The organism is Microbacterium sp. TNHR37B (genome assembly GCF_001620065.1).
In the GTDB taxonomy this organism is placed as follows: Bacteria; Actinomycetota; Actinomycetes; order Actinomycetales; family Microbacteriaceae; genus Microbacterium.
In genome coordinates this window covers 1252135-1277017 of sequence record NZ_LQGV01000003.1, presented here as the reverse complement: position 1 = coordinate 1277017, position 24883 = coordinate 1252135, and the positions used below count along the sequence as shown (strand labels likewise).

General features: G+C 69.7%; 27 protein-coding genes. 11 read left to right on the top strand and 16 right to left on the bottom strand.

Annotation, left to right across the window (positions count from 1 at the left end; genetic code table 11):
* The first annotated feature begins 7 nt into the window (after nt 1-7).
* Genes AVP41_RS13940 through AVP41_RS13920 form a run of 5 tightly spaced genes read left to right on the top strand, consistent with a single transcriptional unit; the run spans nt 8 to nt 5482 of the window.
* On the top strand, nt 8-1069 hold the full coding sequence (locus AVP41_RS13940) for an NAD-dependent epimerase/dehydratase family protein (protein WP_157532501.1): 1062 nt from the start codon (nt 8-10) through the stop codon (nt 1067-1069).
* Entirely contained in the window at nt 1069-2268 is a 1200-nt protein-coding gene (locus AVP41_RS13935) for a CaiB/BaiF CoA transferase family protein (protein WP_231902761.1), read from the top strand. The genes AVP41_RS13940 and AVP41_RS13935 overlap by 1 nt, the downstream gene beginning before the upstream one ends.
* The gene (locus AVP41_RS13930; RefSeq protein WP_067165566.1) at nt 2265-3047 is read left to right on the top strand and encodes an enoyl-CoA hydratase/isomerase family protein; all 783 of its coding nucleotides are present in this window, start codon (nt 2265-2267) and stop codon (nt 3045-3047) included. Before AVP41_RS13935 ends, AVP41_RS13930 begins: the two co-directional genes overlap by 4 nt.
* Entirely contained in the window at nt 3044-4426 is a 1383-nt protein-coding gene (locus tag AVP41_RS13925; protein ID WP_231902760.1) for an FAD-dependent oxidoreductase, read from the top strand. The genes AVP41_RS13930 and AVP41_RS13925 overlap by 4 nt, the downstream gene beginning before the upstream one ends.
* Nucleotides 4427-4474: 48 nt before the next feature.
* Nucleotides 4475-5482 carry a LacI family DNA-binding transcriptional regulator gene (locus AVP41_RS13920; RefSeq protein WP_067165562.1) on the top strand — a complete coding sequence of 336 codons (1008 nt, stop codon included), beginning with the start codon at nt 4475-4477 and terminating at the stop codon, nt 5480-5482.
* 84 nt (nt 5483-5566) lie between these two features.
* Here the strand turns inward: AVP41_RS13920 and AVP41_RS16725 are convergent, their stop codons facing one another.
* The 6 genes from AVP41_RS16725 to AVP41_RS13895 form a co-directional block, all read right to left on the bottom strand.
* Nucleotides 5567-5917, bottom strand: a complete 351-nt coding sequence (locus AVP41_RS16725; protein ID WP_157532500.1) for a hypothetical protein — start codon at nt 5915-5917, stop codon at nt 5567-5569.
* Nucleotides 5918-6082: 165 nt separating this feature from the next.
* Nucleotides 6083-6970 carry a DUF6807 family protein gene (locus AVP41_RS13915; protein WP_067165559.1) on the bottom strand — a complete coding sequence of 296 codons (888 nt, stop codon included), beginning with the start codon at nt 6968-6970 and terminating at the stop codon, nt 6083-6085.
* Complete coding sequence (locus AVP41_RS13910) at nt 6957-8078, bottom strand: Gfo/Idh/MocA family protein (RefSeq protein ID WP_067165555.1); 1122 nt, start codon at nt 8076-8078, stop codon at nt 6957-6959. The genes AVP41_RS13915 and AVP41_RS13910 overlap by 14 nt, the downstream gene beginning before the upstream one ends.
* An 8-nt stretch (nt 8079-8086) precedes the next feature.
* On the bottom strand, nt 8087-8986 hold the full coding sequence (locus tag AVP41_RS13905) for a carbohydrate ABC transporter permease (protein ID WP_067165551.1): 900 nt from the start codon (nt 8984-8986) through the stop codon (nt 8087-8089).
* Nucleotides 8976-9851, bottom strand: a complete 876-nt coding sequence (locus AVP41_RS13900) for a carbohydrate ABC transporter permease (protein ID WP_067166034.1) — start codon at nt 9849-9851, stop codon at nt 8976-8978. Before AVP41_RS13900 ends, AVP41_RS13905 begins: the two co-directional genes overlap by 11 nt.
* A 127-nt stretch (nt 9852-9978) precedes the next feature.
* Nucleotides 9979-11262, bottom strand: a complete 1284-nt coding sequence (locus tag AVP41_RS13895) for an ABC transporter substrate-binding protein (RefSeq protein WP_067165547.1) — start codon at nt 11260-11262, stop codon at nt 9979-9981.
* 614 nt (nt 11263-11876) lie between these two features.
* Between AVP41_RS13895 and AVP41_RS13890 the strand changes: the two genes are divergently transcribed.
* The 3 genes from AVP41_RS13890 (at nt 11877) to AVP41_RS13880 (ending at nt 13935) form a co-directional block, all read left to right on the top strand.
* Nucleotides 11877-12827: a helix-turn-helix domain-containing protein gene (locus tag AVP41_RS13890; protein WP_067165543.1), complete on the top strand. Its 951-nt coding sequence runs from the start codon at nt 11877-11879 to the stop codon at nt 12825-12827.
* Nucleotides 12828-12916: 89 nt separating this feature from the next.
* Entirely contained in the window at nt 12917-13486 is a 570-nt protein-coding gene (locus tag AVP41_RS13885) for an RNA polymerase sigma factor (protein WP_067165540.1), read from the top strand.
* Nucleotides 13487-13560: 74 nt separating this feature from the next.
* The gene (locus AVP41_RS13880) at nt 13561-13935 is read left to right on the top strand and encodes a YybH family protein (RefSeq protein WP_067165537.1); all 375 of its coding nucleotides are present in this window, start codon (nt 13561-13563) and stop codon (nt 13933-13935) included.
* A 77-nt stretch (nt 13936-14012) separates the two neighbouring features.
* On the opposite strand, the gene AVP41_RS13875 is transcribed toward AVP41_RS13880, so the two are convergent.
* Entirely contained in the window at nt 14013-14876 is an 864-nt protein-coding gene (locus AVP41_RS13875) for an EamA family transporter (protein WP_067165534.1), read from the bottom strand.
* Nucleotides 14873-16135, bottom strand: a complete 1263-nt coding sequence (locus AVP41_RS13870) for a serine hydrolase domain-containing protein (RefSeq protein ID WP_067165531.1) — start codon at nt 16133-16135, stop codon at nt 14873-14875. Before AVP41_RS13870 ends, AVP41_RS13875 begins: the two co-directional genes overlap by 4 nt.
* 97 nt (nt 16136-16232) lie before the next feature.
* Here AVP41_RS13870 and AVP41_RS13865 point away from each other — a divergent pair, with 97 nt between their 5' ends.
* Nucleotides 16233-16544 (top strand): DUF2470 domain-containing protein, encoded by a 312-nt coding sequence (locus AVP41_RS13865; protein WP_067165527.1) that lies wholly within the window; start codon nt 16233-16235, stop codon nt 16542-16544.
* 64 nt (nt 16545-16608) lie between these two features.
* Nucleotides 16609-17268, top strand: coding sequence for a biliverdin-producing heme oxygenase (locus AVP41_RS13860; RefSeq protein ID WP_067165524.1), 660 nt, complete (start codon nt 16609-16611; stop codon nt 17266-17268).
* Between the two features lie 146 nt (nt 17269-17414).
* On the opposite strand, the gene AVP41_RS13855 is transcribed toward AVP41_RS13860, so the two are convergent.
* Nucleotides 17415-18815 (bottom strand): ATP-dependent DNA helicase, encoded by a 1401-nt coding sequence (locus AVP41_RS13855; protein WP_067165521.1) that lies wholly within the window; start codon nt 18813-18815, stop codon nt 17415-17417.
* 55 nt (nt 18816-18870) lie between these two features.
* Between AVP41_RS13855 and AVP41_RS13850 the strand changes: the two genes are divergently transcribed.
* On the top strand, nt 18871-19965 hold the full coding sequence (locus AVP41_RS13850) for a hypothetical protein (protein ID WP_067165518.1): 1095 nt from the start codon (nt 18871-18873) through the stop codon (nt 19963-19965).
* A 21-nt stretch (nt 19966-19986) separates the two neighbouring features.
* Here the strand turns inward: AVP41_RS13850 and AVP41_RS13845 are convergent, their stop codons facing one another.
* The 7 genes from AVP41_RS13845 to AVP41_RS13815 form a co-directional block, all read right to left on the bottom strand.
* Entirely contained in the window at nt 19987-20268 is a 282-nt protein-coding gene (locus AVP41_RS13845; protein WP_067165515.1) for a hypothetical protein, read from the bottom strand.
* A gap of 106 nt (nt 20269-20374) precedes the next feature.
* Nucleotides 20375-22345, bottom strand: coding sequence for a cytochrome c oxidase assembly protein (locus AVP41_RS13840; RefSeq protein WP_067165511.1), 1971 nt, complete (start codon nt 22343-22345; stop codon nt 20375-20377).
* 80 nt (nt 22346-22425) lie between these two features.
* Complete coding sequence (locus AVP41_RS13835) at nt 22426-22704, bottom strand: HU family DNA-binding protein (RefSeq protein WP_067165507.1); 279 nt, start codon at nt 22702-22704, stop codon at nt 22426-22428.
* Nucleotides 22705-22968: 264 nt separating this feature from the next.
* On the bottom strand, nt 22969-23274 hold the full coding sequence (gene rpsN / locus AVP41_RS13830; RefSeq protein WP_067165504.1) for a 30S ribosomal protein S14: 306 nt from the start codon (nt 23272-23274) through the stop codon (nt 22969-22971).
* A 4-nt stretch (nt 23275-23278) separates the two neighbouring features.
* On the bottom strand, nt 23279-23449 hold the full coding sequence (rpmG, locus tag AVP41_RS13825; RefSeq protein ID WP_029145259.1) for a 50S ribosomal protein L33: 171 nt from the start codon (nt 23447-23449) through the stop codon (nt 23279-23281).
* Nucleotides 23449-23685 (bottom strand): 50S ribosomal protein L28, encoded by a 237-nt coding sequence (gene rpmB / locus AVP41_RS13820; RefSeq protein WP_060959747.1) that lies wholly within the window; start codon nt 23683-23685, stop codon nt 23449-23451. The genes rpmG and rpmB overlap by 1 nt, the downstream gene beginning before the upstream one ends.
* A 164-nt stretch (nt 23686-23849) precedes the next feature.
* Complete coding sequence (locus AVP41_RS13815) at nt 23850-24848, bottom strand: SDR family oxidoreductase (protein ID WP_067165501.1); 999 nt, start codon at nt 24846-24848, stop codon at nt 23850-23852.
* Nucleotides 24849-24883 lie beyond the last annotated feature (35 nt).

The following is a 24883-nucleotide window of genomic DNA, read 5'->3' as shown; positions in this document are numbered from 1 at the left end:
ACACCCGATGACGACGACCGCCCCACCGCTGCTGCTCGACCGCGACCCGCTCCCCGACCGGTTCGACGACGTCGACGCGCTGGACGAATTCCTCTCGCGCCCCACGTCGGCGACCGTCGCGGACCTCGCCGCCCTCGACGGCGACGTCATCGTGCTGGGTGTCGCCGGGAAGATGGGGCTCGGTCTCGCGCGGCTCATCAAGCGCGCCGCCCCGCACAAGCGCGTCGTCGGGGTCGCCCGCTTCAGCGATGCGGGCTCGCGCGAGTATCTCGAAGAGCACGGCGTGGAGGCGATCACCGCCGACCTGCTCGACCGCGAGGCCGTCGAGGCGCTCCCCAAACTCCCGAACGTCATCTACATGGCGGGGCTGAAGTTCGACTACCGCGGGCGCGAGGACTTCCTGTGGGCAATGAACACGCTCGTGCCCGGCTATGTCGCCGAGGCCTTCCGCGACAGCCGCATCGTGGCACTGTCGACGATCCACGTCTACCCGTGGTCCGACCCCCGGCGCGGCGGCGTGACCGAAGAGGTGCCGCCGCTGGCCCGGCCCGGCGAGTACGCCAACTCCGTCGTCGGGCGCGAGCGGACGTTCCAGTACTTCTCGCGCCTGCACGGCACCCCGGGCCGCATCGTGCGCTTCGTGTACGCGATCGACATGCGGTACGGCGTGCTGCAGGAGATCGCGGACTGGGTGAAGACCGGAACCCCGATTCCGCTGGCCACCGGCAACGTCAACATCCAGTGGCAGGGCGACGCGATCAACCAGTTCGTGCGGCTGCTGGCCCACTGCGAGACCCCCGCGACACCGATCAACATCGGCGGCCCGGAATGCGTGAGCGTGCGCCATGTGGCGCAGGAGTTCGGCCGGAGGTTCGGTGTCGCCCCGGTGTTCGAGGGCGAGGAAAGCGACAGCGCGCTGTTCGTCAACTGCGAGCGCGCGCAGCACCTCCTCGGCAACCCCGTGGTCGGGGTGGAACGGATGATCGACTGGGTGGCCGACTGGGTGGAGCGCGGCCAGCCGCTCTATGGCAAACCCAGCAAGTTCCAGGTGCGGACGGGGATCTTCTGATGTCCGCGACCCCCGCGGCGGGCCCGGGGATGCTCTCCGGCATCCGCGTCGTCAGCTTCACGCACTTCCTGCAGGGACCGTCGGCCAGTCAGCTGCTGGCCGACCTCGGCGCCGACGTCATCAAGATCGAACCGCGGACGGGCGCGTTCGAGCGCTCGTGGACCGGGCCGGGGACGTTCCTGGAGGGGCACAGCCCGTTCTTCGGTCTCGGCAACCGCAACGTCCGGAGCATCGTCGTCGACCTCAAGCACCCCGATGCGTCCGAGCCGCTGCTGCGCCTGCTCGACAGCGCCGATGTGCTGATCGAGAGCTTTCGCCCCGGCACCCTCGACCGGCTCGGGTTCGGCTGGGAGGCGCTCCACGCCCGCAACCCGCGCCTCGTCTACGCGTCGCTGTCGGGCTACGGGTCCGACGGACCCTACGTCGACCGCCCGGGGCAGGACGTGCTCATCCAGGCGATGTCGGGTCTCGCGATGGCGACCGGGCGCGCCGACCAGCCGCCGCAGCCGACGGGGGCCTGCATCGTCGATCAGCACGGGGCGGTACTCGGGGCCTTCGGCATCCTTGCCGCCCTGCACGGACGCGAACGCACGGGAGTGGGCACGAAGGTGGAGAGCAACCTCCTCAACGCCGCCCTCGACCTGCAGATCGAGCCACTGACCTACGCCCTCAACGGCTTCCGCGGCGAGCGCTCGGCGAGCGGGGTGTCGAGCCCGTTCTACACCGCGCCCTACGGGGTGTTCGGCACCGCGGACGGGTGGATCTGCCTGTCGCTCACGAGCCCCCAGAAACTGCGAGAGGTGTTCGACGACGAGGGCTTCAACGGCATAGAGCCCGGCGACGCCTTCGCCCGCCGCGAAGACGTCAACGCGCGGGTCGCCGCGCACCTGTCGACCCGACCGACCGCCGAATGGGCGGAGGTCTTCCGCGCCGCCGCGATGTGGTGGGCGCCCGTCAACGATCACGACGCCGTGATCGCCGACCCGCAGGTGCAGCACAACGACAGCTTCGACCAGTACGAGCACCCCGATGCCGGAACCGTGCGGGTGCTCAAGCATCCGGTGACCTACGACGGGGTGCGTCCGGGAGTCCGGACGGCGCCGCCGGAGCTCGGCCAGCACACGGCCGAGGTCTTCACGAGCCTCGGCTATAGCGACGACGATGTTCACGCCCTGCGCAGTACGGGAGCCGTGGCATGAGCACCGGGATCCGGGTCGAGGCGCGTGACGGCGCGCTCCACGTGCGCCTCGACCGGCCGGAGAAGCGCAACGCGCTCACCCGGGAGATGCTCGACGGCCTCCACGCCGCACTCGACCGGGCCGAGAACGAGCGCCTGCCGGTGATGGTGATCTCGGCGAGCGGAGCCGCGTTCTGCGCGGGCGCCGACATCGCCAGCTACGCCGGCAGCCTCGACGACCTCGACGCGCTGGCCGCCTTCGGCGCGCGTGCGAAGTCGCTCATGCACCGTCTCAGCTCGAGTCCCACGATCGTCGTCGCCGCAGTCGACGGCATCGCGATGGGAGGCGGCTTCGAGCTCGTGCTCGCCGCCGACCTCGTGTTCGCGAGTGACCGCGCGCGCTTCGGTCTTCCCGAGATCACGCTCGGCCTCATCCCCGGCTGGGAGGGCACGCAGCGCCTCGTCCGCCACCTCGGGCCCACGCGCGCGAAGGAGGCGATTCTCACCGCACGCGTGCTGTCGGCGCCCGAGCTCGAGGCGGCGGGGCTCCTGAACGCCGTCACGACGCCGGAACTGCTGTCCGCGCTCGTCGATGAGCGCGTGGCCGACCTCGTCTCCCGCGCTCCGCTCGCCCTCGCGGCGGCCAAGAGCGCGATCGGCGCGTCGTACGAGACCCACGGGCGCTCTCCCGGCAGTGAGGAGGAGACCCGATCCCTCCTCGCGCTCTTCGCGAGCGCCGATGGCCGGGAGGGCGTCCGTGCCTTCGTCGAGAAGCGCGCGGCACGCTTCGAGGGCCGATGACCATGCCACCTGCCGCGTCTCCCCTTCCGCACGACGCCTCGTGGCAGGAGCGCAGCGTGCTGCCCGCGGACCACGGCCTCCCGGTGCTCGCCGACGTGGACGTCGTGGTCGTCGGCGGGGGCGCCGCCGGTGTGGCCGCCGCGGTCGTCTGCGCCGAGCAGGGGCTCGACGTCGTGCTGGTGGAGCAGTACGGCTTCGCCGGGGGCGCCGCCGTCGCGGGGATGAGCGGCACCATCTGCGGCATGTACCTCGCCGGTGACCACGCGGCGCCGCAGCAGGTGGTGCACGGCTTCACCGAGCGGTTCCGGGTCGCGTTGCACGATCGCGGCGGGCTCACCCCGCCACAGCGTTACGGCCGCACATGGGCTTCGGCGCACGACCCGGTCGTCTGGCGCGAGGCGGCCGACGACCTGCTGGAGCGTGCCGGGGTGCGGGTGATCTTCCACGCGTCGGTCGTCGCGGCGATCCTCGACGGCGACCGGCACCTGGGCGTCGCGATCGAGTCGAAGGCGGGGCGCACCGCCGTGCACGCACGGCGGACGATCGATGCCTCCGGCGACGCCGCGGTGGTCGCCCGGGCCGGCGGGCGCTACCGCTACGGCGACGGCGGCCGCATCCAGAACCCGACCATGTTCTTCCGCCTCGGCGGGGTCGACACCGACGCGTTCTGGGCGGAGTTCGGCGACGACACCATCAGCCCGCCTGCCGTCTCGCAGGCGATCGTCGCCGCGCGCGCGACAGGCGCCGATCTTCCCCGCGACAAGATCTGGATCTTCGCCACCACGCGGCCGGGCGAACTCATGGTCAACGCCACGCGGCTGACCGCCGCCGACGGCCGCATGCTCAACGTCGTCGACCCCGAGGATTTCACGATCGCCGAGGTCCGCGGGCGCCGTCAGGTGCGCGCGTACGCCGACTTCCTGCGGGGCGCGGTCGCCGGGTGCGCCGACGCGTTCGTCGTCGATACCGGGGTCGAAGCCGGCATCCGTCAGACGCGCTCGATCGAGGCGGTGGAGATGCTCACGAACGACGACGTCGTCGCCTGCCGGAAGCGCTCCGACGGCATCGTCCGCTCACCGTGGCCGATCGAGCTCCACGACGGGGCCGCGCCGAAGCTCCACTGGCTCATCGACGACTGGTACGACGTGCCCTATCTCAGCCTCGTTCCGGAGGCCGGCGAAGACATCATCGTCGCGGGACGGTGCCTGGGCGCCGAGCACGAGGCGCTCGCGTCGGCGCGGGTGACCGCGCAGTGCTTCGAGTATGGGAACGCCGCCGCTCTGGCGACGGTGCGCTCGCTCCGAGGCGACGTGCCCTACCGTGCGATCCGGGGCGAGGACGTCCGTGCCGACCTGGTCGCGTCGGGCAGTTCGATCTAGGCGCAGTGAGACCCCACGAGAGGCTGCGCAATCGATAGGATCAGCGGCATGGCCCGCCTCAGAGACGTCGCGGCGCGTGCGCAGGTGTCGCTGAGCGTCGCCTCCCGCGTGCTCAACAACGACACCGAGGCGCGGATCAGTCCGCAGACCCGGGAACGGGTGATGGCGGCCGCCGAAGAGCTCAACTACGTGCCCGACCACCGCGCCCGGGCGCTCCGGCTGTCGCGGGCCGGGGCGATCGCGCTGATCGTCCCCGAGGTCAACAACGCGATCTTCTCGAGCCTCCACCAGGGGGTGCAGGAAGTGGTGCACGATCGGCACTCGTCCGTGTTTCTCGCGCAGCTCGACACCGACTCCGCCGATGCGCGGTCGGTCGCGGAGGTCATCGGTCACGGCCGCGTCGACGGGGTGATCCTGCAGCGCAATGAGCACCTCACCGACGACGACCTCCTCGCCGCCACCCAGCTCGACGTGCCCGTCGTCCTCTTCAACACCCGGCTGGACGGGCACGTGGGATCGGTAGCCCTCGACGACCGTCGCGCCGTGGCGATCGCGATCGATCACCTCCGCGACCTCGGTCACGAGGACATCGGCTTCATCGCCGGGGCGCCCCGCCACGACGCCGCCCTCCGCCGCCTCGAAGGCTTCCGTCAGTCGATGACTGCCGCCGACCTCGCCGTGCACGAGGAGTGGATCGTCCCCGCCGGATGGGAGGCCCCCGCCGGCGCCGCGGCCACCCGCACGGTGCTCGCGCTGTCGTCGCGGCCGACGGCCCTCGTCACCGCGAGCCTCAACGCCGCCATCGGCGCCCTCCGCGCCGCGCACGAGGCCGGCGTCGCCGTTCCCTCGGAGCTCAGCATCGTCACGATCCAAGACGCGTGGATGGCCCGCTACACCGTCCCCACCCTCACCGCGGTCGCCATGCCCATGCGCCGGGCCGGCGCGCGCGCCGCGACGATGCTCCTCGACCACTTGGGCGGCGAGCCGCTGACCAATGAGCTGGTCGCCGACCCCGCCCCGGAACTGATCGCACGGGAGTCCACCGCGGCGCGTTGAGGACGGCTACGGGGCGGAACTGCCGAGCCCGCGTCCCTGAGCCGTCGAATGAGGCACCCGTTCGCGAGGTGGTCGGGAACCGATTCAGGCGAGGAAGAGGATCCAGGCCACGAATGCAATGGAGAGCGCGACGGCAATTCCGCCGAGCGCAACACCGACTGCCGGAATCAGGCGGAGTCCGATCCTTCGTCGAATCGCGACCACAAGCACGGCCCAGCCAAGAGCCAACGTGGCTCCGATGGCCCACAGCGCCCTTCCCCACGCCCAGCGCGCTTCCTCTGACGCCGTGGCGCCGTAGGGCGGCAGCCCACCGCTCAGCGAAGACTGTAGGGCGCTACCAGCCGCGAGGGACGCGACTGCTACAAGAAGCAGCAGCCCGACGACGACTCCAGCGAGCGCCGATTCCGAGGTCGGATCTCGTGGTGCGTGAGTCATCCCTGAAACGTATCTGCCGCACCGAAAGAAACCGCTGTCCGGTAGTCACCGGCGAATCGGACCCAACGCTCATTTGCCGCACCTCCGATATGTGTCCAACCACGGCTTGTCAGGGCCCGCTACGCCGCTTCCGTCGCGACATGAATGGCGGTGAACCAGCCCCCGTCAGCCGCGCAGCACCTCCGTCACCGCGTCGCCCGGGATCGACCCGTCGAACACGGCGATGCGGTGGGAGAAGGAGAGCTCGCCGCCGGCGGGAACGACCAGCCCGCGGTCGTAGGCCACGGCGAATCCCGCGAGCGAGAAGGGCTCGAACCGGTACAGCCACCGCCGCTCCCCCGCGCTCTCTCCGGGGCCGTAGTGCATGCCCACCGTCACGGCCTCACCGGCGGCGGTGCGCCCATCGATCACGAAGGTGTCTCCGGCCGCGCCGGAAGCCTCTACCGATTCGCCGTCGGCGGTCAGGCCCGCTGCCGTGAAACCCTCGGCGAACCGCAGGAACCAGCCGCCGTATCCGCCGTCGGGACGGCCGCGCTGAGCCGGAGTCTCGATCGCCACCTCCTCGTCGGTGGCATTGCGGAGCACCGTGTCGAGCTGGAGGAGCCAGCCCGTGGTCTCGTCGGCGGAAACGGCGTGGAGCCGGTACGACCGTTCCTCGGTCAGCAGCGGCTCGCCGTCGTGCCCGAGCCAGGAGAGCGTGTGCCAGAAGCGGCTAGGATCGACCTCTCCCCAGGCGTCGTGGCGGATGCGCCCCTGATCCTCCACCACCTCATAGCCCCGCTCGGGGCCGAAGTAGGTGCCGCCGCCCCACAGGTTGTGAGCGCCGACCCGGGGAAAGGCGAACTCCAGGCCGTGGTGCCACGGGTGGTCGTCGGGCGCGAACCCGGTGACCACCACGCCGCCGACGGTGCGCAACGGGTGGAAGTACGGCTTGGGCGTGTTGACCGCGGGGATGCTCTCGTCGCTCGCGCGGTATAGTCCCACCTCGCTCCCGTCCACCGTGAGGTGCAGGTCATCGCCGTCGCGGCGGATGGAGACGTCAGACACGGGCATGCACTCCCTTGCGGTCGGGTCCGGCGGCGTCGAGCGCCTCGTAGAACGGGTCACCGGCGCCGATCTCGCCCCGCGCGACCGGTCCACCGGTCGCGGAGCTCTTGTACAGCGCCGTCAGGAACTCCAGCGTCGCACGGGCCTCGCTCGCCGTGACCTCGGGCACACGGCCTTCACGCCAGGCGGCCAGGATCGCCTGCAGCTGCGAGCGATGCGCGTTCACCTCGAGCGGGGGCTCGGGCACCGGCCACGAGGCGTCGACCACCGTCTGACCCTCCTCGTCGATCCGCCTGAGCGACCACTCGTCGCACTGCGGAAGGTAGAGGGTGTCCAGGTCGACGGTCGCGCGCTCGGCGATCACCTGCAGCCGCGTCTCCTGCTTGCTCGAGAGCACCGTCGAAAGCAGAGTGGCGATCGCGCCCGACTCGAACCTCACCACCGCGGCCGAGGCGTCTTCCACCTCGATCGGCCGGGCGAGGGTGTCGGCGATGCCGCTCACCGAGGCCCAGTCGCCGCCCATGAGCCACAGGAGCAGATCCACCGCGTGGTAAGCCTGCGTGGTGGTGGCACCGGCGAACTCCGTCGCGAACTTCCCGCGCCACGGGATGTCCCAGTACTCCGGCCCGCGGTACCACGTGGTGTGGGCCACGCCGATGAGCGGCCGCCCCCACCGGTGGGAGCGGAGCGCCTCGTGTGCCTGCTGCGACCCGCCGGCATAGCGGAACTGCGAGACGCTGATCGTCCACTGCCCGGTCTCGGCCTCGGCGGCGATGATGCGGTCGGCGCTCGCGAGCGACCCAGTGAGGGGCTTCTCGCAATACACCCACGCCCCCGCGCGCATCGCCTGGATCGACAGCGGCTCGTGCAGGTGCGGCGGCGTCGCGATGATCACGATGTCGGGGCGCTGCTCCGCCTGCATCTGCGCCATGTCGGCGTACAGGTTGCCGCATCCGAACTGCGCACCGGCCGCCGTGCGACGCTCTTCGTCGAGGTCGACGATGGCCACGAGCTCCACCTCGCCCGCGAGCGAGGTGACGGCCGGGAGGTGGGCGGCGGCTCCGATGCCCCCGGCGCCGACGACGGCGACACGGGCGAGGGGATGAGAGGACATGGACGGGTTCAGCCTTTCAGACCAGTCGTGGCGATTCCGGAGGTGAGGTATTTCTGCCCGGCCAGGAAGAAGCCGAACAGCGGACCGAGCGAGAGCACGGCCATGGCGAACATCGGACCCCAGGCGCTTTCGCCACTGGCATCCAGGAACGCGTTCAGACCGAGCGGAACCGTGTACATGCGCGGATCCTGCAGATACAGCAGCGGAGTGAGGAAGTCGTTCCACGTCCAGATGAACGTGAAGATCGCGGTCGTCGCGAGCGCCGGCAGCGTGAGCGGCAGGATGATCCGCCAGTACGTCTGCCAGGGCCCGGCGCCGTCGATCATCGCCGCCTGGTCGAGCTCCCGCGGGAGCCCCCGGAGGAACTGCACCATCAGGAAGATGAAGAACGCGTCGACGGCGAGGAACTTCGGCACCACGAGCGGGAGGAACGAGTTCACCCAGCCGAGGTTCGAGAACAGGATGTACTGCGGCACGAGGAGCACGTGCGTGGGCAGCATGAGGGTCGCGAGCATCGCGGCGAAGAAGAACTTGCGGCCGCGGAACTCCATCCGGGCGAAGGCGAAGCCGGCGAGCGAGCACGCGAACATGTTGCCCAGCACCGACAGTCCCGACACGATCGTGGAGTTCAGGAAGTACGTGCCGAAGCCGACTCCCGATCCCTGCCACCCCTGCCGGTAGTTCTCCAGCGTCACCGGGTTCGGGAACGGGCTCACCTCCGAGAAGATGAACTGGCTCTCCTTGAACGAGGCGCCCAGCATCCAGATCAGCGGGTAGAGCATGAGCACGCCGAACCCGATGAGCATGAGGTGGGCCAGCGGACGCTTCCGCGGCGGGCGGACGTTCTCCTCCCCGCGGCGGCGGCGTCGCCCGGCGGGGGTGATGAGGGCGGCGGTCTCAGTCGTCATAGTGCACCCAATACCTCGACAGCCAGAAGTTGACGGCCGTCACGATCGCGATGAAGAAGAACAGCACCCAGGCCATGGCGCTCGCGTAGCCCATCTCGAAGTTCGCGAAGCCCTTCTGGTACAGGTACAGCGTGTAGAAGAGGGTGGAGTTCACGGGGCCGCCGGTGCCGCCCGAGACGACGTAGGCGGGGGTGAACGCCTGGAAGGCCCCGATGAGCTGCAGCACCAGGTTGAAGAGCACGACCGGCGTCAGCATCGGCAGCGTGATGTGCCAGAACGCCTTCCACTTGGAGACACCGTCGACCGCGGCGGCCTCGTACAGGTACTCCGGCACCTGGCGCAGCGCCGCGAGGAAGATCACCATCGGCGACCCGAAGGTCCAGACGTTGAGGATGATGAGCGTGCCGAGGGCGGTGTCGGGGTTTCCGATCCAGCTCTCCCCGACGATGCCGAACCAGTCGAGCACCTGGTTGACGAGCCCGTTCCGGCCGAACATCTGCCGCCACAGCACCGCGATCGCGACGCTGGCCCCGATGAGTGAGGGGAGGTAGTAGATCGAGCGGTACAGCGCGAGACCGCGCAGTCCGCGGTTGAGGAGCACCGCCAGCAGCAACGCGAACGCCAGCTGCAGCGGCACCGACACGAAGACGTAGACGAGGGTCACCCGCACCGACTCGAGGTACTTCGGGTCGGACGTGAAGAGCTCGATGTAGTTGTCGATGCCGATCCACTCCGCCGACCCGAGCAGGTTGAAGTCGGTGAAGGAGAGGTAGAACGAATACAGCATGGGCCCGAGCGTGATCACGAAGAACCCGATCAGCCAGGGCGTGAGGAAGAGGTAGGGGGCGATCCGGTTCCGCCGCATCGCCCGTCGGAGCGACGCGGACCGAGCGGGTGCGGACCCGTGCGGGGCCCGCACCCGGCCCCTCCCCGGGCGCGCCGGGTCGTCGACGACGGCGCGCTCCGGGTCAGTGGCGTGGTCGGTCATCGGATCAGCCGAGCTCCGACTCGGCGGCCTTCAGGAACTGCGCGGCCGCATCGGTCACGCTCAGCTGGCCGAACTGCACCTGCTGGGCGTACTCGCTGAACATCGTGTTGACGGCGGCCGATCCGACCGGCGCAGGGACGGGGGCCGGCGAGCCCTTCTCGCGCACCGACTCGAAGATCTTCGCGGCCTCCGCCGAGGCCCCCTCGAGCCCCTTCGTGGCGGCGGGGAACACGTTCGTGTTGGACGGGAACCCGCGGTCGGTGCCGAGGAGCTCGTTGGCCTCGTCGCTGTTGAGGAGGAAGTTCACCAGGCGCGCCGCCTCTTCGGGGTGCTTCGACTGGCTCGACACGGTGAGGTTCATCGCCGAGCGCAGGTACTGACCGGGCGTGGGGTTCTCGCCGGGCATCCGCGCGATCGAGAGCGTCGACGGCGTGCTGTCCGCCACCGAGGCGAACTGGTTGGTGAAGAGGAAGGTCGAGGTGACCACGCCCTGCACGACCGCGTCGTACGGGGTGCCCAGGTACTCGGTCGACACGTCGGGGCTGGGCACGGCGCCATCCTCGCGCATGTCGGCCCAGTACTGCCAGAACGACTCCAGCGTCTTCTGCGAGAAGCCGATGCCGTCGGCGGTGAGGTACTCCTCGCCGTTCTGCTTGGCCCACACCTCGAAGATCTGGTAGCTGTGCGACAGGTCGGTGGTGCCCCAGACCTTGCCGTCGCTCGCCTTCGAGATCGCCTCGGAGTAGGTCTTCAGGTCGTCCCAGCTGTAGCCCTCGGCAGGCGCGGTCACGCCGTACTTCTCCGACGCGGTCTGGTCGAAGATGTAGGCGTGCGTGGTCGAGCCGAAGGTGAGGGCGGCCAGCTCGTCGCCCACGGTGGTCGTGTCGACGACGTCCTGCGGCCAGCCTTCCAGCGACAGCGTGCCGGAGTCGACCGCCTTGTTGAGGTCCCAGAGCTGCCCTCGGTCGGCGAACTCGACGAGCACCTCGTTGTAGAGCTGGATGACGTCGGGCGAGTTGCCGCCGGCGTACTGCGTGGTGATCTTGTCGAGGTAGCCGTCGAAGCCACCGAAGTCGCGCACGACCTTGATGTCCTTGTTCTCGGCCTCGAAGGCGTCGAGCGCCTTGTTGGTCAGCTCGTGGCGAGCGTCGCCGCCCCACCACGTGAACCGGATCTCCACCGGCCCTTCCGGCTTCTGCTCGGCTTGCGAGGCGCACCCCGCGAGCCCCACCGCGAGGGCCGCCGCAGCGAGCCCCGCGAGGATGCGTGTCTTGCGTCCTGTGAACACTGTGTCTTCTTTCTCTTCATTGAGAGTTGCTGAACTCTGGCCGTCGCTCCACGGGTTCGACGTGTCAGGGGCGCCGTGTCATCTGAACAATCGATTTCACTGCGGCTCGAGGATCACTATAGAAGTTGCCACACGATCGGTCAACGAGATGTTCACGACCGATGCGCAATCGAATGTTCACTACGAACTCGAGGACAACGACGTACCCCCGCGGAGCGAGGCTCACGCGGGGGTACGGACCGATCGCTCACATCCGCTGCGGATGCGCTGGGGGAGGCATCGCGACGAGCCCGAGAGGGGCGGACGAGAGGACCGAAGTGCTCAAGGATCGGGGCACTTCTGGCTCGATGATGGCGCAGCCGCGGGCGCCGGAGCGGCCGGCGCGCAGACTGCATCCGCCGGCGCGCGAAGTGCGGCACGGCCCGCCGCGTCCGCAGCGGATACGCCTCCCAGGGGCACGTCGAGGCCCACAGATTGCCCCGTCTCGCCAGGCGATTGCGCGACCTGCGCCGACGGACGCGCGAACTGCGGTACCGCGTGAGACCGTCGGCTCGACATAATGGCGGGAGCGGCTGCCCCCCCACTCCCCTCCCGGATGCCGCGGACGGAGACCCATGAACGAGTCGAGCGGCACCGCACCGGGGACCTTCTCGCCGGCACAAGAGCGTCGCGTCCGCCGCGCGCACGTCTTCGCCGAGAAGGACTTCCACCGCCTCGACATCCACCTCTCCCATCCGCGGGAGCTGCCCCGCGCCCAGCGGATGGCCGACTACTTCTACACCGCCAACATCCGGTTCCTCGAGCTCGATACGGGCGTCCCCCTCCGTGCCCGTGCCGCGCAGTTCCCGGGGATGACGTTCGTCCACGCCGTGGTGCCCCCGTTCACTCTGCTCTGGGACCGCGACGAGGGTTCGATCGACCGTGCCGCGCTGCTCCTCGTCTCACGGGGCCACCTCGCGGTCGACGGTGCCGCACGCACGACGGCGGGGCCTGCGGGGGCGCGCCTGCTCCTCCCGGGGACCGAGCCGATCGTGATGCGGTCGTCCAGCACCCCCACCGAGGTCGTGTATCTGAGCGTGCCCGCGCGGATGTGCGAAGGCATCGCCCCCTCGGGGAGACCCGACGAGACCCCGGGGCTCCCCGGCGCCTTCCTCCCCGCCTACGCCTTCGCCGCGGGGGTGTGCCGGCTCGACCCCGCCGACCTCGCCGACTCGCAGCCCATTCGCACCGCCGCCGAAGAGGTCGCCCGCACCGCGATCCAGTTGCTGGCCAGCCGCGAGCCCCGCCAGCGGCTGACGCTGTTCGGCGCGGCGATGGAGATCGTGATGGACGAGTACCCGAACAAGTCCATCGACACGGCGTCGGTCGCCGGCCGGCTCGGCGTGTCCCGCCGCAGCCTCCAAGAGGCGTTCCGCACGGAGGGCACGAGCTTCGCGGCGACGCTCCGCACCGTCCGCGCCGCCGCCGCCGGCCGACTGATGACGGAGCGCCCCGAGCTCACCCGCGCCGCGGTCGCCGAAGCCGTGGGCTTCGGTTCCGTCGACTCGCTGCTGCGCGCCCTGTGATGGTCCACGGCCGATGCTGACGGTCGCCCCCTCGGAATACTCTCGCCCTTCCGCGCGCTGCCTCTGTGGACGACGCAGGAACGGAGTCGATGTTGCGCGCCACGCCCTCTCCAGAGCCGGAGCCGGAGCCCGGACCCGATGCCCGGGCCTCGCTGACCGCGATGATCTCCGCCGACCCGCAGCGGCTCCGTCGCCGCAGCATCTCTCTCGGCGTGCCGATCGACGATGCCGACGATGTCGCCCAGACCGTCCTGCTGCGCGCCTGGCGTTCCGTCGAGCGGCTGGAGAACGTCACCCCGGGCGGCATGTGCTCGTGGCTGGATACGATCGCCCGAAACGCCGCCGTCGATCTCGCTCGGTGGCGCGCTCGGCGGGAGGAGTCGCCGTGGGAGGACGCCGCTCCCGATCCGCACAGCGTCGCCGAGGAGGTGGAGACGCGGGTGGTCTTCGACGGAGCGGTCCGCGCCCTGCACGACTTGCCCGACACTCTGCGCGAACCCCTGCTCCTGAGCGCGGTCGACCAGTTGAGCGCCGAGGAGATCGCCGTCCGGCTGGGTCTCAGTCCCGCCGCCGTCCGTCAACGGATCAGCCGTGCGCGCCGGGCGCTCGCGGGCTGTCGGCGCAGCGGCATGCTCACCGACGACGAGATCGCGTCGTGATGTCACATTCCTGACGCCGTGGCGTCTTCCTCTCTGGAGCGCGCGATCGTGCGCCCTCCGGAAAGGACACACTCATGACCGTCACCGAACTCGACCAGCTCAACCTCGCCTTCGCCGAGCGCTTCAACGCCCGCGACCTCGATGGCCTGATGGCTCTCAACACCGACGACGTGGTCTTCGTCCCGGCACCCGGAACGCCCGTCACCGGCGCCGACGCCGTCCGCGGCGCCCTGGAGCAGTTCCTCGGCCTGCAGCTTCCGATCGAGATGACCGTCCGCCACACCTTCCGCAGCGGCAACACCGGCCTCGCGATCGCGGACTGGAGCATCACCGGCACCGGTCCCGACGGCAGCGAGGTGGCCCTGTCGGGCACCACCGCCGACGTCGCGGTGTTCGACGAGGCCCACGGCTGGCGCTACGTGGTCGACAACCCCTTCGGCACCGCCTGACCCCCACCCCCCACCGCCGAGTGTCCACGACACGCCGCCCGGGGCGCCCCGGGCCCGGCGCGTCGTGGACACTCGCGTCAGCTGACGGGAGGGATCGGGGTGCGGCGGGCGGAGGAGCGGACGGCTCCCATCGAGGCGGCGATCACCACGGCGATTCCCGCCACCTCGATCCACGAGAGCCTCTGGCCGAGAAGCACCAGACCCGCGAGCGCCGCGGTGGCGGGGGCGAGGCTCATGAGGATCGAGAACGCGGACGCGGGAAGGCGCCGGAGCGCCATGAGCTCCAGCGCATACGGAATGGTCGAGCTGAGCAGAGCCACCGCGGCGCCGAGCGCCACGAGGTCCACCCGAAGGAGCGCGCTGCCGGCTCCGGCCACCCCGAACGGCAGCGACAGCACCGCGGCGACGGCCATCGCCCACGCGAGCCCGTCGAGACGGGGGAACACCGCCCCCACCCGGGCCGACGACAGGATGTAGAACGCCCAACTGGCCGCCGCCCCGAGGGCGAACAGCACCCCGAGCAGATCGAGGCGGTCCCACCCGCCGCCACCGAGAGCGAGCACTCCCGCGAACGCGAGCGCCGCCCATCCCCACGCGGACGCCCGACGGCTCATGACGATCGACAGCACGAGAGGCCCGAGCACCTCGATCGTCACCGTGACTCCGAGCGGAAGCCGTTGCAGCGCGAGGTAGAACAGGGCGTTCATCACCCCCAGCACGACACCGAATCGCACGACGGCCGCCCAGTCCGCTCGCGTGTACCCGCGCATCCGCGGGCGGGCGATCAGCAACAGGATGAGCGCGGAGAAGACGAGGCGGAGCATGACGACCCCGAGCGGCCCGACCTGCGGGAACAGGTGCACGGCCGCCGCGGCACCGATCTCCTGACAGGCGAGGCCGATGACCACGAACGCGGACGCCGCACCCGCCCGGCGGTTCACGGCAGGGGGCAGATGGCCGCGTCGACGATCTTGTCGGCGTACGTCTGAGGCTCCCACGGCAGCCGGCCGCCCTCCGGAGCCTTCTCTCCCGCCGCCGCGGGCGCCTTCGAGGCGGTCGCCGCGAGCTCCCAGGCGAGATCGCGCGCAGCCACCCCACTCGCCCGAGAGTTGTTGAGCACGACCACGACCGACATCCCGGTCTCACGGTCGGCGAAGACGGCGGTGAGGTAGCCGGGCACGGCCCCCGCCTGCCCCACCAGCGTCGCCGCCTGCACGACGCCGCCGCGAGCCGTCAACCACGTCGGTGCGGTGCTCGAGGTGGGGAGCGAGTCGGCGAACCGCGCAGCGGTGTCGAAGGAGCGCGTGCCGAGGGCGACGGCCTGGATGTAGTCGCTGAGGTCGTCCACCGTGGAGAACGCCCCCGCCGCGGTGAACCCGGCAGACCCGGAGACCGCGGTGACGTCCACGGGAGCGGTGCAGTCGATCTTGCCGTCCTCGTCGTTCGCCGACCGCTGGCCGGTGAGCACGCCGGTACCGGTGCGGGAGCCGGAGGTCAGCGAACTGGACTCCATTCCGAGGGGCTCGAAGACGTACTCGTCGAAGAGGTCGGCTGCGCTCTTGCCCCCGGCCCGCTCGAGCGCGAGGCCGAGCAGCACATAGCCGGTGTCGGAGTCACGGTAGGCCGTTCCCGGCTCGCCGTCGAACCCTGTCGACATGCCGTACGCGACCAGCTCCTTCGGCTTCCACACCCGCTCCGGAGTGACGTACCACCGGTCGGAGATCTCCTTCGCGTACGACTTCAGCCCGCTCGTGCTGTCGCACAGGTCGCCGAGCGTGATGCCCTCCGCCGACGGATAGCCCGACAGCCAGCGTGTCAGGTGATCGTCGATACGGACGATCCCCCGATGCGCCATGCCGTAGAGCACGTCGCAGGTCATGGTGCGCGTGATGGGGCCCGCCTTGAAAGCGAGGTCGGGCGAGACGGCACCGCCCTTCGGCGTCTGCGTCCCGAGGGCCTGGCGCCATACGCCGGCCCAGGGTGCCCGCACCTCGACGATCGCTCCGGTGGAGCCGGTGGCCGCCATCGCGGTCGTCACCGCCGTCGTGAGCTGTTCCTGGACCGCGGACGGGAAGGCGGCGTCGACCTGGGGGAGGGGTTCGTGCTCGACGGTGGGGGACGGAGAGCAACCGGTGATCACGCCGATCGTCGCTGCCGCGAGAACCGCCCACACGACGCGTGCGCGCCGGTTCCGCCTCATCCCATCACCCCCCCGAGTGTTCCTTTCCAGCCTACGTCATGGCTTCGCGGGCCCCCGGACGAGCGGCCGTACCGCGAGCGTCAATAGGGTGACTGTCATGACTCACGAATTCGACGAGACCACTCTGCGCGGCGTGCTGGGGCACATGAACAACGATCACGTCGACGACAACGTGCTCATCACGCGCGCCTTCTCGGCGGTTCCCGATGTCGTCTCCGCCGAGATGGTGCACTTCGACGGCGACGGCGGCCGGTGGCAGGTGGTCACGGCGACAGGGGCGCAGGAGACGGTGACGATTCCCTGGCCGGGGGGACCGATCACGGAGCGCCCCGAGGTGCGGCGCGAGGTCGTCGCCCTGTACGACGCCGCCTGTGAGCGTCTGGGCGTCACGCCCCGCCCGCACGCCTGAGCCGCACGACCCTCGAAAGGAAACCTTCAGGTTAGCTGTACCTAACTTCCGCTATGCTCATCGCATGGCCGAGCTGATCCCGTTCTCCACCGCCCTCCGCGAGCGCTCCTCCTCCGCCCACTCCGGGAGCGAGCACGCCGGCTTCATGGCCGACCTGATGCGCGGTCGCGGCACCCGCGACGACTACATCGCCCTCGTCGCGCAGCACTGGTTCATTTACGAGGCACTCGAAGCAGCCGCCGAGCGGATGAAGGCCGACCCGGTGGCCGCCCCCTTCATCAGCGAGCGGCTCACGCGACTGCCCGCGTTGGAGTCCGACCTGGAGTTCCTCCTCGGAGAGGACTGGCGGGAGCGGATCGCCCCACTGCCGACGACACGCCGTTACGTCGAGCGCATCCAGCAGGTCGCGGCCACGTGGTCCGGCGGCTTCGTCGCCCACCACTACACGCGCTACCTCGGCGACCTCTCCGGCGGCCAGTTCATCGGCAAGCTCATGGCGCGTCAGTTCGGGTTCGAGACGAACGGCATCGGCTTCTACCTCTTCGACGACATCGCCGACCCGGCCGCCTTCAAAGAGGTCTACCGCGAGCAGCTCGACGCCGCGCCCTGGGATGCGGCCGAGCAGGAGCGCGTGATCGACGAGGTGCTGATCGCTTACCGCTTCAACACCGAGCTGTTCGACGACCTCGCCGCCGCGAAGGAGCGCTCCGCCCAGACCGCCTGACCCCTTCCATCGGCCCTCCTGCGTTCTCTCCCGCGAGAGCACATGCTGTCACCGAGCGCACATGTCCTCGCCGCCGATAACGTAGGCGCTCGCTGAGAGCATGTGCTCTCGAACAAGGGGATGGACGCGGCGGGGGCGGCGAGGGCTCAGCCGCCCGCGGCGCGGACGGCGGCCATGAAGCGGCGCACATCGGCGTCGACCAGGATGTCGCTCGGTCGCAGAGGGCGGGACAGGTACAGCCCGTCGAGGCTCGTCAGGCGCGACAGGGCCACGTAGGTCTGGCCCGGGGCGAAGGCACCGGATCCGAGATCGATGATGGCGCGGTCGTACGTCTTGCCTTGCGACTTGTGAATGGTCACCGCCCACGCCAGGCGCAGCGGGAACTGCGTGAACTCCGCGACGATGTCGCGGGTGAGCTTGCGGCTGCCGGGATCGTAGGCGTAGCGGAATCTCTCCCACACCGTGGGCTCGACATCGTGCTCCTCGCCGTCGAGCTCCACGCGCACCGTGCCGCCGGCGATGCGTGTCACCGTGCCGATGGACCCGTTCACCCACCGAGGACCGTCGCCCTTGCCGCCGAGGTCGTTGCGGAGGAACATCACCTGCGCGCCCACCTTCAGCTGCAGCTCGACGTCTGCCGGATACGTCTCGCCGCGCCCGAAGTCGCCCGTCACGTCGGCGCGGGCCCTCTGCACCGGTCCGGGAAGAGCGTCGAGGTGGCGCTGATTGATGCGGTTGACGATGTCGTTGCGCGTGGCGAGGGTGATGATGGGAGGCTCGCCATCCACGGGCTCGGGTACCGGCCGAGCGCCCGCGGCGTTGAGCTTTCCGGCGATCTCGGCGGTGACGATCCCGTGCCGCACCGCGTTGAGCATCATCTTGAACTCGGGATCGGACTGCCGGTGGATCTCCCGGAGCTCGCGGATGTGGAGCGGGGCACCCACCCGGCCGAGGTCCAGCAGTCCGTCGGAGCGGATCGCCCCCGCGTCGCCGCGAGGGCCTGCCCACACCTGGGCGTCGAAGAACCAGAACGAGCGGTAATGGTCCCGGATGTACCGCAGCTCATCACCGCGAGGCGGCACCGGCGAGAGCTGATACGGGTCTCCGAACATCACGATCTGCACGCCGCCGAAGGGCTCCGACCGGCGCCGGCGTGCCTGCCGGAGCGACCGATCGATCGCGTCCATGAGGTCAGCGTTGACCATGGAGATCTCGTCGATCACGAGCGTGTCGATCGCGTTCATGATCTTCCGCGCCGGCTCCGACTGCTCCAGCTCGCTGTCGGCGATCAGCCCGATCGGGAGGCGGAAGAGGGAGTGGATCGTCTGCCCCTCCACGTTGAGGGCAGCCACACCCGTGGGCGCGCAGACCGCGATCTGCTTCTCCGTGTTCCAGGCGAGGTGCTGGAGGAGTGTCGACTTCCCCGTCCCCGCGCGGCCGGTGACGAACACGTGCTGCCGCGTGTCCTCGATGAGCCGGAACAGCTCATCCTGCTCGGGCGACAGGGCCCGCACGGAGGACGAAGCCGGGGTGCTCACCGATCCCATGGTAGTTGTCGGGCGTCGGGGGGAGTTGTCAGGGACGGTTTCCTAGACTGAAGCAGTGGAGCGGGACGAGAGCGACGAGCAGGCCGGCGAGGCCGTCGCCGCCGCGCCGCGACGCCGTCGGCGCCGCCCCCGCCTCGCTTTCGACCTGACCGCCCTCGCCGTGGTGGGAGTGCTGCTGGCCGGCGCCGTCTATGCGGGTGGCGCCGTGACATACGACCGCCTCTACAGCCCTGCTGCGTTCGTCACCCGTTATCTGGACCTCCTCTCCCAAGGCCGTGCGACCGACGCCCTCGCCGTTCCGGGCGTCCGCGTCGACGCCGCCCAGTTCGAGAAGGCCGGCCTTCCGACCGACGCCGCCGACGCTCTCCTGCGACGGGACGCCTTGGCGCCGATCACCGACATCGAGGTTCTGAGCACGACGGAGAAGGACGGGGTCACCTCCGTCACCGTCGGCTACCGGGCAGGACCGCACGCCGGAAAGACCACGTTCGCGGTTGAACGTGCCGGCACGATCGGCATCGCTCCTTCCTGGCGGTTCGCGACGAGCCCGCTGGCCGTGATCGACCTGACCGTGCGGGGCGCGATGCAGTTCCAGGTCAACGGCTTCGAGATCGACAAGCGTCAGGTCTCCCCCGACGGCAATGACGCGGACCCGCTCGATCCGGTGTCGTTGCTCGTCTTCTCTCCCGGGCTGTACTCGATCTCGGTCGACACCGCCCTGTCGGCCAGCCCCGGCGTCGCGGTGCTCTCGGACAAGCCCCGTGCCGAGATTCCCGTGGAGGTGCAGACGCAGGCAACCGACAAGTTCGTCGAGGTCGTGCAGGAGAAGGTGGAGGACTTCCTGGACGAGTGCGCGACTCAGCGGGTGCTGCAGCCGACGGGGTGCCCGTTCGGCCTCACGGTACGCAACCGCATCGTCGGAGAACCCACCTGGTCGATCGCGGACCAGCCCACGGTGACCCTGGAACCGGACGGTGCCGACTGGCGGATCCGTCGCACGCAGGCCGTCGCGCACATCAAGGTGGACATCCAGTCGATCTTCGACGGGTCGATCCGCTCCCTCGACGAAGACATCCCGTTCTTCATCGACGGGGACATCACGATCCTTCCCGACGGCAGCGCCTCGATCAACGTGGGCTCCGCCGACTGACCCGACTCGAGCGCTGGCTCGCTATCGCGTGACGAGGTGACGTGGCGGGCCCTCTATGCGGGCGACGGCGATCTTGACCTCGACGAGCTCGTGCTCCACCCGCTCGATCCGCTGAGCCAGCTCGTGCTCCACCCGCTCGATCCGCTGAGCCAGTCCGTGCTCCACCCGATCGATGCGCGCGTCCATCCGGCTCACGAGCCAACCGAACGCGGTGACGAAGCCGAGGAGGAGGGTCGCCGCGCTGATGACGATCGCGAGGGTGTCGACGGACACGATCAGGCCTCTCTCTCGGTCGTCAGTCATGAGCAGTCGTTCGTGGACGAGCCTAGGCGACGGCGCAAAGGGGTGCGGTACGGGAGGTGACGATCTGGGGACAGAGCGGCGGTGCGGATGGCCGGGGAGGCGCGGATCAGCGCCGTGCGTCGCGCGCGGCGAGGGCCGCGAGGCGGGCGTTGTAGGCCTCGAGCTCCGCGTCGCCGCTCCGGTCGGCCTGCCGGTCCGACCGTCGCTGCGCCCGCTCGTCGGAACGGCTCCACTGGACGGCGACGACGATCGCGAGGATCAGGGTCGGAATCTCGCCGATCGACCAGGCGATGCCTCCGCCGGTGTACTGATCCACGAGAGGCGGATCCCCCCAGGTTCTGCCCATCGAACCGAACCACTCGGCGACGAACAGTCCCGACGACATCATGATCGCGATGCCGAAGAACGCGTGTATCGCCATCACGCCGATCAGGGTGAGAAGGCGGAACGCGTGCGGCAGACGGTAGGGAACCGGATCGATGCCCACGAGCGACTGGACGAAGAGGTAGCCGGAGATGAGGAAGTGGGCGACCATCCACTCGTGCCCGAGGTGGTCGTAGAGGGACCAGCGGAAGAGGTCGCTGTAGTAGAAGGCCCAGAGCGACCCGATGAACATGGCGGCCGCGAAGAGGGGATGGGTCACCACTCGGGCGAACGGAGTGTGGACGGCCCAGAGGATCCATTCCCGCCCGCCCCGCGAACCGTCGTCGCGCTTGCGGATCGCGCGCGCGGCGAGAGTCACGGGCGCGCCGAAGACGAGACACATCGGGATCGCCATCGACAGCAGCATGTGTCCGACCATGTGCATGCTGAAGAGGTAGTCCTGGTAGGCGTTGATCGGCCCGCAGGTCACCCAGAACAGCAGCACGAGACCGAGCACCCACAGCACCGTGCGATGGATCGGCCACCGATCACCGCGACGGCGGAGGCGCCAGACGCCGGCGAGATAGAAGAACAGTCCGAATCCGGTCGCGAACGCCCAGAGCGCGTCGACATCCCACGTGGTGAACCAGCGGTCCGGGGTGAGCTCGGGGGGGAGCGGCGCACCGGTGAGCCACTCGGCAGGCGTACGCACTTCGGGGAGGCCCGTGTCGACGGCGGGCGGCGTGCGGGAGAGGGCGACGGCAGCGCCGCTCGCGATCCCCATGAAGGCCAGTTCCAGCGCGACGAGGGCCCAGAAGGTCCGGGAGACCGCCGCCTGCGAGATCCGCGAGATGAGCCGGCCGCGGTACCAGGCACCGAGGAGTCCGATCGCGATCAGCGCGACGACCTTGACGAGCAGGAGCGTGCCGTACGGGGTCGCCAGCTGCGCGAGCCCGATTCCCCCCGCGATCGCCCGGGCCGTCCCGGCGAGGGCGACGACGAAGAACGCCGCGAGGGCGATGCTGGAGTAGCGCTCGAGGATCCGCGGGATGTCTCCACGCTCCATGACGGGTCGCACCACGACGAGCAGGACGAGTCCGCCCAGCCAGACCGCCGCACCGATGATGTGGAGCGCCAGCGCCATCACCGCAGCGTTGTGGTTGGCGTCGTCGCCCGAGTGTCCCTGCGTGGCCATGGGGATGAGGGCTGCGACGGCCACGAGGGCGATGAGGAGGGTGGTCGTCCAGCCGCGGACCGCGAAGGTCAGGACGGTGAGGACCGCTCCCGCGATCGTCGTGATCGTCCAGGCGCGGCCCGGGTCGGTGCCGATGAGGTACTGGCCGAGCTGCTGACCGAACTGGGCGTCGGGACTCGGCGTCGCGTTGTAGATGTTGACGAACGTGAGGAACGTCGTGACGGCGGAGCTGACGGTGAAGACCGCCGCGGAGACCGAGGCGGTGTCCAGCGCTACGTCGAAGGGTCTTTCCCCGGAGCGGAGGGCGAACAACGCCAGCACGAGAGAACCCGCCATGCCCGCCGCCGAGAGGTTGACGATGAGCTTGGCCGCGGGCAGCCCCCACCGGACGATCGGGCCGGGGTCGAGCAACAGGAGCGGGGCGGCGCCGCCACCCAGCAGCAACCCGAGCAGAAGTGTCACCACCGCCGCCGCGAGGAGGATCACCGGCCCGGCGAGTCGGAGCGCGCGGGAGTTCACTCCCCCAGCCTACGGCGGACCCGCCGCCGGGGACGACGAAGGGGGACACCTCTCGGCATCCCCCTTCGTGCGGTGTCGTCTTACTTGACGGCAGCCTTGAGCTTCGAGCCCGCGGTGACCTTGACGCGCTTGCCCGCGGGGATCTTGATCTCCGCACCCGTCTGCGGGTTGCGGCCGGTACGAGCCGAGGTCTCGACCTGCTCGAACGCGATCCAGCCGGGGATCGTGACCTTGTCACCCTTGGCAACGGCCTCGGAGACGGTCGAGAACAGCGCGTCGAGCACGCCCGAGACAGCGGACTGGCTCTGGCCCGTCGCGGAAGCGATGCTGGCGACGAGCTCGGTCTTGGTGATAGCCATGGGGTTGTCCTCCAGACGGCGAAGGCCGTCAGTTACTTCGGACCGGACGACGGGAGTCGCCGGCTGGTCGGTTGGACCGCCCCCGAATATACCTACGAAGCGCGGAAAACCGCGGATTTCGGGACATCTGGCGTCGTTCTCACGGCGTGTCGAGGGTCAGATGTGACGGAAGTGGCTCCTGAGGCCCCCGCGGGACCGGCGGACCCGGGAACGCCGAAGGCCGGAACCCTCGAGAGGATTCCGGCCTTCGCGTGCGTGGTGTGCTTACCAGCTCGACTTCGTGACGCCGGGCAGCTCGCCCTTGTGCGCCATGTCGCGGAAGCGGACGCGCGAGATGCCGAACTTCGACAGGTGGCCGCGCGGGCGGCCGTCGATGGCGTCGCGGTTGCGCAGACGCACCGGCGACGCGTTGCGCGGGAGCTTCTGCAGGCCGACGCGAGCGGCCTCGCGGGCCTCATCGGTGGCGTTCGGGTCGACGAGGGTCTTCTTCAGCTCGGCACGCTTCTCGGCGTAGCGGGCGACGACCTCTTCGCGCTGCTTGTTGCGCGCGATCTTGCTCTTCTTAGCCATGAGATCAGCGCTCCTCTCGGAATTCGACGTGCTTGCGGACGACCGGGTCGTACTTCTTCAGCACGATGCGGTCGGGGTTGTTGCGGCGGTTCTTGCGCGTCACGTAGGTGTACCCCGTGCCGGCGGTCGAGCGCAGCTTGATGATGGGACGGACGTCCTGAGCCTTCTTCGCCATTAGAGCTTCACACCCTTCGCGAGGAGGTCCTTGACGACCGACTCGATGCCACGGGCGTCGATGACCTTGATGCCCTTAGCCGACACGTTCAGCGTGATCTTGCGACCGAGCGACGGAACGTAGTAGGTCTTCTTCTGCACGTTCGGGTCGAAGCGGCGCTTCGTCCGGCGGTGCGAGTGCGAGATGTTGTGACCGAAGCCGGGAACTGCTCCGGTCACCTGGCACACTGCTGCCATAGTGATTCTCCTTAGTACCGTGACACCGGACGGTGCCACCCAAGATCCCTTGTCTGCATCCACGCCTCATCCGGCCGTTTCCGGCCTGAGCTGAGGAGGGGATACGAACTGCGTGCTGGAGTGCGCGCAGACAAAGAGTCAGTCTAGCACGCCCGTCGTGCCACTCAGGGGCGCGGCCGATGGCGGGCGGCGAGCTCGTCGGCGAGCCGCACATAGTCCCCGTCGATCGTCTGCGCCTCGGGGTGGGCGTCGTACCATTCGACGATCTGGCGGGCGCCCTCGGCGATGCGCACCGTGGTGCGGAACTCGGGAACCATCGACCGGATCTTCGTCGTGTCGAAGAGCATCGAATGCGCCTTGTCGCCGAGAAGGGCCGCTCCCCATTCGGGATCGGCGGCAGCGATAGCCGTCGATGGGACGTAGACGAGGTCGGGCTCGGCGACGCCGGCCGCCCGCGCGATCTCGGTGTAGATCTCGTTCCACGTCGGGGCGTCGTCTCCCATGATGTGGAAGGCCTCGCCGACGGTGTCGGAGCGTCCCAGCAACCCGACGAAGCCGCGCGCGAAGTCGGTGTGGTGGGTGAGGGTCCACAACGACGTCCCGTCGCCGTGGACGATCACGGGCTCCCCCGCCCGCATCCTCGCGATCGCGGTCCATCCGCCGTCGATCGGGATGAGGGTCGGGTCGTAGGTGTGCGACGGCCGGACGATCGTCGCCGGGAAGCCCGCCTCCCGGTAAGCCGCGACGAGGCGGTCCTCACACGCGATCTTGTTCCGGGAGTACTCCCAGAACGGGTTTCGCAACGGGGTGGACTCGGTGACCGGAAGCCGGGCCGGCGGGGTCTGGTAAGCGGAGGCGGAGCTGATGAAGACGTACTGGCGCGTACGCCCGGTGAACAGGCGAAGGTCGGTCTCGATGTGCTCCGGGACGAAGGCGAGGAACTGCGCGACGACGTCGAACTCCTCGCCCTCCAGCGCGCGTCGGGCCGACTCCTCCTCCCGGATGTCGCCGCGGTGGACGATGACGCCGTCGGGGACCTCGCGACGCTGCTCCCGCCCGCGGTGGAGGAGGTGCACCTCGTGCCCCCGACGAACGGCTTCGGCCACGCATGCCGCGCTGATGACGCCCGTCCCGCCGATGAACAGCACCCGCAACGCTGACATGTCTTCCCCTCTCGAGGGCTGAGCCCCAGTCAGGA

Coding starts and splice junctions, on each gene's coding strand:
- AVP41_RS13940 (WP_157532501.1), top strand. CDS start 8: ATGACGACGACCGCCCCACCGCTGCTGCTCGACCGCGACCCGCTCCCC.
- AVP41_RS13935 (WP_231902761.1), top strand. CDS start 1,069: ATGTCCGCGACCCCCGCGGCGGGCCCGGGGATGCTCTCCGGCATCCGC.
- AVP41_RS13930 (WP_067165566.1), top strand. CDS start 2,265: ATGAGCACCGGGATCCGGGTCGAGGCGCGTGACGGCGCGCTCCACGTG.
- AVP41_RS13925 (WP_231902760.1), top strand. CDS start 3,044: ATGACCATGCCACCTGCCGCGTCTCCCCTTCCGCACGACGCCTCGTGG.
- AVP41_RS13920 (WP_067165562.1), top strand. CDS start 4,475: ATGGCCCGCCTCAGAGACGTCGCGGCGCGTGCGCAGGTGTCGCTGAGC.
- AVP41_RS16725 (WP_157532500.1), bottom strand. CDS start 5,917: ATGACTCACGCACCACGAGATCCGACCTCGGAATCGGCGCTCGCTGGA.
- AVP41_RS13915 (WP_067165559.1), bottom strand. CDS start 6,970: ATGCCCGTGTCTGACGTCTCCATCCGCCGCGACGGCGATGACCTGCAC.
- AVP41_RS13910 (WP_067165555.1), bottom strand. CDS start 8,078: ATGTCCTCTCATCCCCTCGCCCGTGTCGCCGTCGTCGGCGCCGGGGGC.
- AVP41_RS13905 (WP_067165551.1), bottom strand. CDS start 8,986: ATGACGACTGAGACCGCCGCCCTCATCACCCCCGCCGGGCGACGCCGC.
- AVP41_RS13900 (WP_067166034.1), bottom strand. CDS start 9,851: ATGCGGCGGAACCGGATCGCCCCCTACCTCTTCCTCACGCCCTGGCTG.
- AVP41_RS13890 (WP_067165543.1), top strand. CDS start 11,877: ATGAACGAGTCGAGCGGCACCGCACCGGGGACCTTCTCGCCGGCACAA.
- AVP41_RS13885 (WP_067165540.1), top strand. CDS start 12,917: ATGTTGCGCGCCACGCCCTCTCCAGAGCCGGAGCCGGAGCCCGGACCC.
- AVP41_RS13880 (WP_067165537.1), top strand. CDS start 13,561: ATGACCGTCACCGAACTCGACCAGCTCAACCTCGCCTTCGCCGAGCGC.
- AVP41_RS13870 (WP_067165531.1), bottom strand. CDS start 16,135: ATGAGGCGGAACCGGCGCGCACGCGTCGTGTGGGCGGTTCTCGCGGCA.
- AVP41_RS13865 (WP_067165527.1), top strand. CDS start 16,233: ATGACTCACGAATTCGACGAGACCACTCTGCGCGGCGTGCTGGGGCAC.
- AVP41_RS13860 (WP_067165524.1), top strand. CDS start 16,609: ATGGCCGAGCTGATCCCGTTCTCCACCGCCCTCCGCGAGCGCTCCTCC.
- AVP41_RS13855 (WP_067165521.1), bottom strand. CDS start 18,815: ATGGGATCGGTGAGCACCCCGGCTTCGTCCTCCGTGCGGGCCCTGTCG.
- AVP41_RS13845 (WP_067165515.1), bottom strand. CDS start 20,268: ATGACTGACGACCGAGAGAGAGGCCTGATCGTGTCCGTCGACACCCTC.
- AVP41_RS13835 (WP_067165507.1), bottom strand. CDS start 22,704: ATGGCTATCACCAAGACCGAGCTCGTCGCCAGCATCGCTTCCGCGACG.
- rpsN (WP_067165504.1), bottom strand. CDS start 23,274: ATGGCTAAGAAGAGCAAGATCGCGCGCAACAAGCAGCGCGAAGAGGTC.
- rpmG (WP_029145259.1), bottom strand. CDS start 23,449: ATGGCGAAGAAGGCTCAGGACGTCCGTCCCATCATCAAGCTGCGCTCG.
- rpmB (WP_060959747.1), bottom strand. CDS start 23,685: ATGGCAGCAGTGTGCCAGGTGACCGGAGCAGTTCCCGGCTTCGGTCAC.
- AVP41_RS13815 (WP_067165501.1), bottom strand. CDS start 24,848: ATGTCAGCGTTGCGGGTGCTGTTCATCGGCGGGACGGGCGTCATCAGC.